The sequence below is a fragment of the Blastomonas sp. UPD001 genome, from assembly GCF_003426715.1.
GTDB lineage: Bacteria > Pseudomonadota > Alphaproteobacteria > Sphingomonadales > Sphingomonadaceae > Blastomonas.
The window spans coordinates 1,688,251-1,699,635 of record NZ_QKVT01000001.1 but is presented as its reverse complement, the minus strand read 5'-3'; the positions used below and the strand labels follow the sequence as shown (position 1 = coordinate 1,699,635).

The following is an 11,385-nucleotide window of genomic DNA, read 5'->3' as shown; positions in this document are numbered from 1 at the left end:
TGCCGCGCGCGTGCTTGCCGATGTGCGGCTTTCCAACCAGGCCGGGCTGCGCCAGGCGCTGTGGGAGGCGCAATGCGCGCAACTGGCGCTGGCCGACTATCGAGGCCGTGTCGTGCTGCTCAAGGGCACCGCTTTCGCCGCTGCCGGTCTGGACGCGGCGCTGGGCCGCTCGATCGGCGATCTCGACATTCTCGTCGCGCGCGACGGGATGGACCAGGTCGAGGCGCTATTGCTGGCGGCAGGCTGGGAATGGGTGAAGCCCGACCCCTATGACGATGCCTATTACCGGCAATGGATGCACGAGCTTCCGCCGATGATCCATGGCGAGCGGGACCGGATGATCGACGTGCATCACACGATCCTGCCGCTGACCGCCGGGCCGAAGCCTGATGCAGCGGCGCTGATCGCCGATGCGCGACAGCTGCCGTCCGGGCTGCATGTGCTCTCGCCTGCCGACATGATCTGCCATGCCGCCGCGCATCTGATCGCCGATGGCGACCTGTCGGGCGGCATGCGCAACCTTTGGGATATCGACCGGCTGGTGCGCCAGTTCAGCGCCGAGGACCCCGACTTTGGCGATGCGCTGGCGGAGCGGGCGCGGCTGCATCAATTGACCGCGCCGGTAGCAAGGGCATTGCGGCTGGCGCACCGCCTGTTCGGCACGCCGGCGGTCTGGCCGATCCGCCCCGGCGTCGCCGATGCGCTCTTCCTGCGCCGGATCACCGCGGTCGACGGCTGGGGCCGCAAGACGCGCAAGCTCACCCGCCAGGGCTTCTACATCCGCTCGCACTTGCTGCGCATGCCGCCCGCGATGCTGGCGCGGCATCTGTGGACCAAGTGGCGCAAGGGGCACCGGGGGTAATGGGGAATCCGATCATGTAGCCGACGTCCATTTGTCCCGAGCTCGTCGAGGGACGTACGCGCAACCTTTGCGATCGCGTCCCTCGACTTGAGTTTATCCTGAGCGGCTGGCTTTGCAGCCAGTCGAAGGGCTCGGGACAAACGGGAACTATCAACTCCCCTGTCGTTTACCTCGCAGCAATCCGTTCCAGCGTCGGGATGAACTCGTCATAATGGTCGATGATCGCATCGGCGCCGAGTTCGTCCACCGGTTGATGCAGGAAGCCGAAGCTCACCGCGACGCAAGGGATGCCGGCATTGTGCGCGGCCATCACGTCATAGATGCTGTCGCCGATGAACGCCGCCGGAGTCGCTCCCGGCTCGCCGCCGCAGCGGCGGATCATCTCGTCAATCGGCGCGCGGTCGGGCTTGGACTTGCCCTTGCCCATAGTATCGCCCCCGATGACGCAGGCGAAGCGGTCGATCAGCCCCACCTCGGTGAGCAGTTTGACCGCGAACCGCTCGTACTTGTTGGTGACGATGGTCATCTTCACGCCCATCGCGTCGAACCGCACCATGGTATCGAGCAGGCCCGGATAGGGCGGGGAGCCGCTGCCCAGATTCTCGCCATAATGGTCGAGCAGGATCGGAAGATACGCGCGCAGCGCCTCCGGGTCGCTGTTGCCCGCGCGCTCCAGACCCACCTGCAGCATGTGCTTGGCGCCCAGCCCTACCATCGGCTTGATCTCGTCCCGGGTCAGCGGGGGAAGGCCTGCCAGACCCAGCGTATGATTGACCGACACCGTCAGTTCCGGGCTGGTGTCGAGCAGCGTGCCATCAAGATCGAAGCCAATGATTTGGTAGGGAAAGTCTGTCATGGGGCAACGCATCGCCCGAAAAAGGTGGCGGATGCAAGCGGTTCGTGCCAAGGGTGTTTACGATCTGCTTTGGGAAACGCGGAGAACGTTACAAAATGGCTGAGCAGCCGCTGGCAGCAATCATTCTGGCAGCGGGCCAGGGCACGCGCATGAAATCGGAACTGCACAAGGTGCTCCATCCGGTGGCGGGCCTGCCCATGCTGCATCACCTGCTGGACAGTCTGGCAGCGGCGGGAGCCGCACGCCAGGTGGTCGTGGTAGGGGCGCGTCGCGAACAGGTGGAGGCCTCGGTCGCTTCGCGCGGCGTCGATATCGCGCACCAGGCCGAGCAACTCGGCACCGCGCACGCGGCATTGCAGGCCAAGGCGGCGCTGGCCGGGTTCGATGGCATCGCGATCGTGTGTTTCGGCGATACGCCCTTCCTCCGGCCCGAGACCCTGGCCCGGCTGAAGGACCGGCTGCTCGCCGAGGATGCCCCGCGCGTGGCCGTGCTGGGCTTCGTGCCCGCTGACGCCAAGGCCTATGGCCGGATCATTGCCGATGACGCCGGTGCGATCTCCAAGATGGTCGAGTTCAAGGACGCGACCGAGGACGAACGCGCGGTCAGGCTGTGCAATTCCGGCGTCACCGCGGTGCGCACGTCCGATCTGTGGCCGCTGCTCGAACGCGTCGGCAACGACAATGCGGCGGGCGAATATTATCTGCCAGACATCATCATGCTGGCGCTGGCCGATGGCGACAAGGCGGTGGTGGTCGAGACCGATCCCGATGAACTGATCGGCATCAACAGCCGCGCCGAACTCGCCGAAGCCGAAAGCATCTGGCAGCATCGCCGCCGCGCGCAGGCCATGGCCGATGGCGCGAGCCTGATCGCACCTGATACCGTGTGGTTCGCGCACGACACGGTGCTGGGCCGCGATGTCGTGATCGAGCCCAATGTCGTGTTCGGACCCGGTGTCACCATCGCCGACAATGTCGTGATCCACGCCTTCAGCCATATCGAGGGTGCGACCATCGCCAGCGGATGTTCGGTCGGCCCGTTCGCTCGGCTGCGCCCCGGTGCGGACATGCGCGAAGGCGCCAAGGTCGGCAATTTCGTCGAGATGAAGAAGGCGGTGCTGGGGCCAGGGGCCAAGGCCAACCATCTCACCTATCTGGGCGATGCCACGGTCGGCGCGAATGCCAATATCGGCGCGGGCACGATCACCTGCAATTACGATGGCTATTTCAAGTACCAGACCGTGATCGGCGAGAACGCGTTTATCGGATCGAACAGCGCGCTGATCGCGCCGGTCAAGATCGGCCGCGACGCGATCGTGGCAGCGGGGAGCGCCGTCAGCCGTGACGTCGCCGATGGCGAGCTTCGCCTGGTGCGCGCCGAACAGCTGGTCAAGCCCGGTTGGGCCGACCGCTTCCACGACGCGATGCGAAAGAAGAAGCGCGAGGGCAAATAGGCGCGGCTTGACATGATATCATGATATGATATCAGTATATCATCGCTGCCTGCGGAGATGATAGGTTCATGCGCATACTCACCGAAATTCCTGACGAGGATATCGAGAAGCTCGATGCCATAGCGGCCAGGGGCAACAGGTCGCGGGCAGCCACCATTCGCGATGCCGTGAAGCTGTATCTGGTTCACCATGGAGACGATCGCAGTTGGATCGATCGCGGATACGGACTCTGGGCGGACCGCGACGATATTGGCGATTCTGTCGGATATCAGCGGGCGATGCGCGAGGACCGTCGTCCTTACGAAGACATCTGATGCATGTCCGCACCGTTTTTTGACACCAACATCATCATCGACTGGCTGCGCCGTCGACCACAGGCCTATGCCGAGATTCAGCGCTATCCCTCGCATCGTATCAGCAGGATCGTCTGGACCGAAGTTCTGGCAGGCGAACGGCTTGAGGATCGGCGCGCCGTTCAGGAGGCGCTGTCGAACTTCGAGACGGTCGAGATCGATCAGCGTATCGCCGCTGCCGCAGCCGACATCCGCTATCGGACGCGGATGAAGCTGATGGACGCCTATATCCTGGCCACCGCGCAGGTGAACGGGGCGATCCTGATTACACGAAATACCAAGGATTTTCCGGCGGAGCTGCCGGGGATCCGCGTTCCCTATCAGTTTTGAAAGGCCCCAGCCCCTATGTGCGGTATCGTTGGAATTCTGGCCCGTCAGATCGAGAATGACGCTGTGACTCCATGTCTCCTGCGAGGCGATCAGGTCGGGGCGGAGGTGCACGATGGGGACGATTTCCCATACGCTTTCGGCCATGTGGAAGCGCCACCAGAACGAACCGGCCACGAGGAAATCCTGCGCCCATCCGTAAAACAGGAGCTGGAGCGCGGAAATGATGACCAGTCCGACACGCAACGCGTTCAGTGCAATCTGATCACCGAATATCCGCCAGACCGCACCGCCCAGAAGCACGATCATTCCGCTGACCGAACCCGAATAGACCGTGATGACGGCACAGATGGCAATCAGCGCAATATCGACCGAAAACAGCGAGCGTATCGCGAAGTTTGTTCGCCACAGATTGAACAGCGCCAGCGCCGCGGCAAAAATCCCCAGATCGTTGGCATGCGGGAAAATCCCGCGAAGACGCTCGCCGTCGATCTGCTGGACGCCATAGGCCAGATACTCCTGATCATCATATTGCGGCAAGCTTGGGAAGATGACGAAAGCGATCAGCGACAGGCAGAACAATGCGGTATACCAGCGCATGGGCCTGTCGAATTTCGCAAAGGGAAAGTCGACGGCGACCAGCGCAATCAGCATATAGGCCAAACAGAATACCAAGTATTTTATGGCGGATTGTTCGGCGGTAAACAACGCGATGAACAGCGGTACCGCGCAGGCAGCGATGCTGAAGGAAAATCTGAGTAGCCGAAGCTGTATTTTAGGGCTACCGATAAGCATAACGATAATTGCGGCGGCCAATGGTGCCAGAAGCAACGAAGCCACGCCATCCGATATGTACCGGACGAACGGGTAAGCCATGATGACCAAGAGGATTGTATAAGCGGCCAATTTCTCTACCTATAGTCAAGCAATGGACGTTCACTTGGATGCATTGAGCGCCAAATTCCAGAACCTGCGAGCAAAGGCATCGGTCCCAAACGCATCGGCTATCGCTTCCGGCGCCATCCCGGGGCCCTCTACCCCCGCGCGGTGGATCAGATCCGCGAATTGATCAAGGGTTTGCGCTACATATCCGCCCATCATGGGTATGGCAACGCTGATACCCGGTGCCGCCAGTGCCACGACCGGAATGCCGCATGCCGCCGCCTCGAGAGCGGCAACCGGGAAGCCCTCGAATAGCGAACTCATCGCGAACACGCACGGGTTGTCGCGATACCAGTCAGCAATCTGTGGCCCCGTCACGTGGCCGTGGAGGATCAAGTTGACGCCCAGTTCACTGGCCAGTTCGCTCAACGCTTCGCGTTCCGGACCGTCACCGAAAATGTGGACCGCATCGGCGCTGAGCTGTTTGGCAGCCCGAATAATCAGATGCAGCCGCTTTTCGGGGACGAGGCGCGCAACGCTGGCGATCACCCGGGACTGCAACGGTGCCCAGCGTCGGTCGCTGGCGAAAAATTTCGCGTCGTCGTAACAGGCTGGCTGGAAATGCGGCGTGAAAAAGGCACGAAACAGCCGGTTGTGACTGTCGGGTGAGACCGAGAACGTCACTTTCGCGCGCATCGCGGCATAGAATTCAACAAATGGATAGACCAGCCCGGCCGCCGATCGCGATGCGCGGAACATTCCCCAGCTCCCCCCGTGCAGATAGAGCGCCACGGGAACGTTCCTGGGAATTACGGCCATGTGCTCTGCCCGGTGGCACAGCACCAGGTCATAGCCGCCAAACATCTCTTTCGGGACCTTCGCCAGGCGACGGAGATATTCAGCGTTGACGCCGCTGCGTTCGCCGACCGGCTGAGCCTCTCCTAGGCCGATATACGAATCTTCGTCTCCAGGAAGCGGGCCGGCCTGCGGCCCGAGCCCCAGATGCGTGATGCGCACGTTATTGGGGCGGCCTCGCGATATCATGCCAATGACGGTTCTGATGCCGCCAGCGCTGAGGTCGCCAAAATCCGTCGCGTACAAGCTCAGCACCGATTTCATAGCTGCTCCAGATGCCTGGCCATTACCCTGACCGTCGGTTCGGCCGTGCGAATTCAGCGACATGTCTCTTCCAACCAATCGAACATCGCTCGCCTATCCTCAGCGCTTTGTGCGTTCCACCGTTGAACATTGTCCTGGGCCTTGCCAGAAAGCGCGGCAAATTCAGACGCTGCGGCCAAAGCTCGGGAAATGCCATCCGCCGCGCGCCGCGGATCGCTGGGGTCGATAAATACAGCCGACGACGCCAGCGTTTCCCGAAACACCGCGAGATCCGAAGCCACCACAGGAATACCCGAATACTGAACCTCGAGCGCGGGCAGGCCCAGGCCCTCGTCATGGGGGACATAGAGGAAGAAATCGCACGTCGCGATCAGCTGCGCCATGTCGTCGTCACTGACAAAGCCATGCAGGACGACATTGGTTCGCCCGCTCAACTGGTCGAAATCGGGACCCCATCCCCTGCGTCCGATAATGTGCAGCCTGACCGGCCTGTTCTCGACCTGCGCCAACTGATCGCAGATATCGGCGGCGTAGAGGTAATTCTTCCGGGGTTCGACGGTGCCGATGCTGAGCACGTTGATGCCATCGTCGTTACCCTGGTGCCCCGCTTGGCGCGGTTTCAGGGAGAATATATTATCGGCTTCGGGCCTGACCGTGCGGATGACGGCGTCTTCCCTGACATAACCGGCAAGCTTGCTTTTCACATGATCTGTGAGCGCGAAGAAATTCTTCGCATTGCGGATTGCGTAGCGAAACGAAGGCGCCATGTACCAGCGCGCTCGCCAGTTCAGGTCCGCCTTCCGCTCCACCAGAAACAGGTCATAGACATAGACGAATAGCCGGCGACGGAACAGGAAGGTCAGGATGGGCGACGGCGGGAAGCCTGGGCAGATCAGGATCGCTTTCCTGTCGAGCAACATGCGCAGCGGAATGCCAAACCATTGCTGGACAATCAGCTTCAGCGTCGATCCGCCCCGGATATATTCGATCTTTTGCCGATCCCAGTCGGTGCCGGTGAAAAGGGTCTGACAAACGCGCTCGATTCCCGAAACCGAGCGCTTGTCCATATGCGTGAAGTCAATCAGGATCATGGTGTAGTACAGCCTTCAGCCGATGCCCGGCATCAATGCGCGAAACGAGCGGAGGGCATTGGGCACCATCGGCCGGGGGATGTTTTCGAGGATCGTCTTGTAGGCTTTGATCTGGCCCATTTCGGCGACCACCTTTCCGACATTGCGCTTGATGATCCGGCGCGAAAGACTTTTCTGCCGGGCCGATTGCGTTGCTGAAACCTGTGAAGGGTGGATGCGATAGGCAAAAAGAGGCTCTTCGATATTGGTGCCCTGGAAAGAATCCAGCATCCGGCTGAACAATTCGAAATCCTCGGCACCATCATAGCTTCCGTCGTACCCGCCTCCCGTTGCAGCAAGCGCCGACCTGCGGAACACGGTTGTCGGGTGACAGAAGGGCGAGAAAAGCCGCGAACAATAATAACAGGCGTCTTCGCCGATCGGCACGAAAGCGTGCTTGTTGAGCGCGCCAAATCGCATGAACGAACTTCCGACGACGGCAATCTGGGGGGCGTTATCCAGCAGATCGACCTGCCGCGCGATGCGCTCTGGGAACGAGATGTCATCGGCATCCATCCGCGCGATATATTCGGAATCGCTCAACGCGATGGCGTAGTTCAGCGCACTGGAGATACCCTGCCCCGTGTTGTTGACCAGCACGATCTTGCCGGATGCATCGGCCATCCGCTCGCACAACTGGTACGTATTGTCGGTTGACCGATCATTCACGATGATGATCTTGAGGTCATCATATGTCTGCCAAACAAGACTGTTGACTGCTGACTCGATCGTCGCCGCACCATTCCTGACAGGAATTATTACAGAAACTCTAGACACGCAGTTTCATCCCTCTGCATTGATATCGACAGCGCAAGACCGAAGTGCCCCGAAGCTATTCCCCAAGCGCCCGGCTGCTGGGCGATGCATATTCTGGCTTACGATGGTGATTTGACGAAGATATCGCCCGGCCTTGCTCGATCAGCCATCCGCTCCTGAGCTTTCTCGCTTCTCTTCCCTCGTGGCTTCAGGTGCCCTCCCCCGAGGCCCGGGATGCCATAGTTGGATTACGTCCACGGAACAAGCGGCAGTATCAAACCGCTGCCGACAGCTTATCGCCTGCGAGAACGTCCCGGAATACGTTCCATCCAGCACCGCATGCCTTGTTTCAGAACCAGAAACCGGTCACTCGCGATCACAAAGGCCTTGCCATAGCCGAATGTTGACATATGACCGCAGGGGCGATGAGGGAAACGTCTCCCCAATCTGCGGGCGTGCTGATCAAGAAGGGGGGACGGGCCTGCGGTGGGCGGCAATCGATTGCCCGTTTGCCTGCCGGATCATCGTGATATTGCAGGCCGAGCATGCGCAGGATTGCAGCAGGCCCACAAGTCGACCACGGCTAATCCTTTGAGGATCATGCCGCACTTTCATCGGAGGATAATGCGCAGGTCGCCTACTTGTCCTCAACTCCGTTATAGGTTCATGGATCACTGATATGATTTTTCCCAAAAGCTGGAAGCCGATAAACATAACCGACCTGATCCGGGTAGGCCCGCGGGGCGATGGTGGCTATTGCACCTCGCGCGCGGCGATCGTTTCATCCAGTCGCCTGATTTCCTTTGGGCTGAACGACGACTGGAGCTTCGAAGAGGACTTTCTAAGGATCAAGAATGTTCCGGTCGATTGCTACGATCACAGCGTCAACTCCAGATTCTGGCGGATCCATTTCGTAAAGTCGTTTCTCAACCGCCGCTTTGGGAACCTGACCAAGTCGCTCGACTACAAAAAGTTTTTCAGTCGCCCCGGTGTGACGCACCACCAGCGCAAGATCGGCTATGATCGGGATAACGGGATCAGCCTCAATACCATCATCAGCGCGGCAGGACCCGGAGAACTGTTCCTCAAGATCGACATTGAAGGGGGCGAATACCGCATTCTCGACCAGATCGTCGAGCACCGGCAGCGCTTCCCCGCGATTCTGATGGAACTTCACGACATCGATCTGCACGAGGACCGCATTCGCGATTTCATCAGCAAGCTGGAGTCGCATTCAATCGTGTGGATGAACGGCAACAATTACGGGGACCAGACGCCCGACGGCAATCCGGTCGTGATCGAAGTCAGCTTCGTCCGCTCGGATTTTATCCAGCCATCAGCTCAGCCAGACGTTGCCAAGGACCTGACCTACGTCAACAACCCGGCAGCACCGCCGATTCCGATCCAGTTCGAGGCGTGAAGGCCATGGCGTTCCGCACGCGATGATGTCCAGGGGCTTGGCCCTCCGACGTCATTGCGCGCGGCGCAGCATCACGCCCGATTGACGTACAGGATATTCTCGCCCTGGAGCAGCATGTCGAAATCGCGCTCGCCAAAGGCGTTCTGGAATGATCGGCTGGAGCCCTTTCCGGGCAGCATCCAGTCGTGGGGCTCGAGATAGACGAGGCTCGCCTCGTTGATCCATTCCAGGTTGTGCTTGAACACATCGCCTTCAAAGCCTTCGATATCGATCTTGGCGATGAACAGCTGGTGCTGGGGATATTGCTTCAGGATCTCGTTGATCGTGACGATGGGCAGGCCGGCATCGCTGCGCTTGGTCTGAACCGCCCAGTGCGAATCGGCCGAAACGATCTCCGCAAAGCCGGATTCGCCGCCCAGCGCGACTTCGAGTACCTCGATTTTCGAATTGCCCTGGCAGTTGAGCCGCGCAATCGCGGCATTCTCTGCATCAGGCTCCAATGCCACCACATGGCTCGCCGGGTAGACCTTCTGGAAGTAGCGCGACGCCGCGCCTATATTCGCCCCGGCATCGATGATCAGCGGGGTGCGGCCACTGTCGATGATCGCCTGATAGCGTTTCTGCAGGATGTCGCGATAGTAATCGGACTTGATGTGATATTCCTGGTCGCGAAACACCTGGCGCAGGACATCGAAGTCGCTGCTGCGGGGCCGCACCTCGATATGCTCATAGCCCGGCACGGTGACCCTGGCGGTTTTGCCGGATGCGACCTTCTGCTGCAGACCGGTAACGGCAAAGGACAATCCGCAATCGCGGACATCGTCCAGTACATTCAGAAACGACTGTATGCCAACCATCTGGCGCGAACTCCGCATTAGCTTGAACAATTTCGGGGGCGGCAAGCTGAGACACCTGCTCATCGACACGCAGGAAACGTGCAAAGCGGATCCCGGCAGCGCAGACCGGACTTTTGCCTAGAGGATGTTGAGGACACCGGTCAAGCGCGGATGGCGCAAAGCTTAGCCCGAGCCCGGCCTTCGCAGCAGCATGTGCCCCGATGGGAATGGACCATCGCGCCGGCGGGCCTGCGTCGCGCCCGCCGCCGCCGCCATCAGGGCCGGGGCGCGGCACTGCCCCCGAATATCGAATGCCTTGCCCAGACCAGATAGAGCAGCAGGATTTTCGGCAGCCCTAGAATATATCTTCTCCACAGACGCTTCGGCTCCATCATCAGGCGATAGGCCCATTCCATAGCCAGCTTCTGGAAGATCACCGGGGCGCGTCGTGCCTGGCCGGTGAGGAAATCGATCGATGCGCCGGTGCACAGGGCAACCCCGCCCGGCGGCGATGCCTGGTGGATCTGATAGGCGATGAGTTCTCCCTGCGGCGAACCGACCGCGATGAAGATATAATCATAGTCTCTCGCGATCGCCTTTTCGACGCACATCTGGCGCGCGGCCGGATCATTGAACAGACCGAAGGGCGGCAGGTGCTGATCGATATGATTCAGCTTGAACAGGGCTTTCAGCTTGTCCGGCGCACCGGCATCGCCACCGATGATCAGAACCTTGGCATCCTTGTCCATGCTTTCGAAAATGTCGCGGGTCAGATCGCTTCCGGGATAAGCCGGCAGCGCCAGGCCCATGGTTCTGGCCAGCACCGTCAGGATCTTGCTGTCATTCTGCACATAAGCGGCATGCGCATAGGCCTGATGGATGATCTCCCATCTCGGATTGAAGCGCAGGTTGATCACGTGATCGACATTCGGCGTGACAATATAGCGAAATCCCTTGCCGGGCGCTCGCTCCAGCAACTCGCCGCGCAGCCTGTCGGGTTCGAACTGGTCGAACTCGACAAAGAGAAAGCTTTTCCTGGCCTGCTTGTTCATGAAATCGCTCTTCGGACACTGTGGGGCCGTTCAGCAGGCCTTTGGCCGCACGGCAGGATTGCCAGACGACGCGGAGGTCACCGATAGCCCAGCCCATGGCGCTGCAGCCCCGCACCGTCCGATTAGTTTGATGTCGGCGCATTGTCCATGCGCGTCGACGCGATCATGGGCAGGAATTGCGCTATTGCGCCGGGTGCCGGACCACGACCGATCTGGTCGGCGCGGCAACGCCCGAGCCGCCCGGCCAATGCGAAGCCCGCTTGTCGCCTGATCGACAATCCGAACTGGATTTCGCCACCACAAGGGCTGATATCAGCCCGATGCCGGCAAGGGTGCCG

General features: G+C 60.3%; 9 protein-coding genes. 3 read left to right on the top strand and 6 right to left on the bottom strand.

Going from position 1 to position 11,385, the window contains the following annotated elements; translation table 11 throughout:
- A partial coding sequence (locus DM995_RS08645) for a nucleotidyltransferase domain-containing protein (RefSeq protein WP_116969165.1) occupies positions 1–862 on the top strand: 862 nt, incomplete at its 5' end.
- Between the two features lie 166 nt (positions 863–1,028).
- On the opposite strand, the gene DM995_RS08640 is transcribed toward DM995_RS08645, so the two are convergent.
- Positions 1,029–1,718 carry an HAD hydrolase-like protein gene (locus DM995_RS08640; RefSeq protein WP_116969164.1) on the bottom strand — a complete coding sequence of 230 codons (690 nt, stop codon included), beginning with the start codon at positions 1,716–1,718 and terminating at the stop codon, positions 1,029–1,031.
- Positions 1,719–1,813: 95 nt separating this feature from the next.
- Between DM995_RS08640 and glmU the strand changes: the two genes are divergently transcribed.
- Positions 1,814–3,172 (top strand): bifunctional UDP-N-acetylglucosamine diphosphorylase/glucosamine-1-phosphate N-acetyltransferase GlmU, encoded by a 1,359-nt coding sequence (glmU, locus tag DM995_RS08635; RefSeq protein WP_116969163.1) that lies wholly within the window; start codon positions 1,814–1,816, stop codon positions 3,170–3,172.
- A 1,616-nt stretch (positions 3,173–4,788) separates the two neighbouring features.
- On the opposite strand, the gene DM995_RS08615 is transcribed toward glmU, so the two are convergent.
- From DM995_RS08615 to DM995_RS08605, 3 genes are read right to left on the bottom strand one after another with little or no spacing between them, the layout of a single operon-like run.
- Complete coding sequence (locus DM995_RS08615; RefSeq protein WP_232824221.1) at positions 4,789–5,853, bottom strand: glycosyltransferase family 4 protein; 1,065 nt, start codon at positions 5,851–5,853, stop codon at positions 4,789–4,791.
- Between the two features lie 53 nt (positions 5,854–5,906).
- Positions 5,907–6,944, bottom strand: a complete 1,038-nt coding sequence (locus DM995_RS08610; RefSeq protein WP_116969159.1) for a glycosyltransferase — start codon at positions 6,942–6,944, stop codon at positions 5,907–5,909.
- Between the two features lie 15 nt (positions 6,945–6,959).
- Positions 6,960–7,760, bottom strand: coding sequence for a glycosyltransferase family 2 protein (locus tag DM995_RS08605; RefSeq protein WP_116969158.1), 801 nt, complete (start codon positions 7,758–7,760; stop codon positions 6,960–6,962).
- Between the two features lie 658 nt (positions 7,761–8,418).
- On the opposite strand from DM995_RS08605, the gene DM995_RS08600 reads away from it, so the two are divergent.
- Positions 8,419–9,159, top strand: a complete 741-nt coding sequence (locus DM995_RS08600) for a class I SAM-dependent methyltransferase (protein ID WP_116969157.1) — start codon at positions 8,419–8,421, stop codon at positions 9,157–9,159.
- Positions 9,160–9,230: 71 nt separating this feature from the next.
- On the opposite strand, the gene DM995_RS08595 is transcribed toward DM995_RS08600, so the two are convergent.
- Both DM995_RS08595 and DM995_RS08590 read right to left on the bottom strand, forming a co-directional pair.
- A complete protein-coding gene (locus DM995_RS08595) occupies positions 9,231–10,016 on the bottom strand; it encodes an FkbM family methyltransferase (protein ID WP_157973137.1) in 786 nt (261 codons plus the stop codon).
- Positions 10,017–10,270: 254 nt separating this feature from the next.
- A complete protein-coding gene (locus DM995_RS08590) occupies positions 10,271–11,047 on the bottom strand; it encodes a WecB/TagA/CpsF family glycosyltransferase (protein ID WP_116969155.1) in 777 nt (258 codons plus the stop codon).
- Positions 11,048–11,385: the final 338 nt, after the last annotated feature.

Coding starts and splice junctions, on each gene's coding strand:
- DM995_RS08640 (WP_116969164.1), bottom strand. CDS start 1,718: ATGACAGACTTTCCCTACCAAATCATTGGCTTCGATCTTGATGGCACG.
- glmU (WP_116969163.1), top strand. CDS start 1,814: ATGGCTGAGCAGCCGCTGGCAGCAATCATTCTGGCAGCGGGCCAGGGC.
- DM995_RS08615 (WP_232824221.1), bottom strand. CDS start 5,853: ATGAAATCGGTGCTGAGCTTGTACGCGACGGATTTTGGCGACCTCAGC.
- DM995_RS08610 (WP_116969159.1), bottom strand. CDS start 6,944: ATGATCCTGATTGACTTCACGCATATGGACAAGCGCTCGGTTTCGGGA.
- DM995_RS08600 (WP_116969157.1), top strand. CDS start 8,419: ATGATTTTTCCCAAAAGCTGGAAGCCGATAAACATAACCGACCTGATC.
- DM995_RS08595 (WP_157973137.1), bottom strand. CDS start 10,016: ATGGTTGGCATACAGTCGTTTCTGAATGTACTGGACGATGTCCGCGAT.
- DM995_RS08590 (WP_116969155.1), bottom strand. CDS start 11,047: ATGAACAAGCAGGCCAGGAAAAGCTTTCTCTTTGTCGAGTTCGACCAG.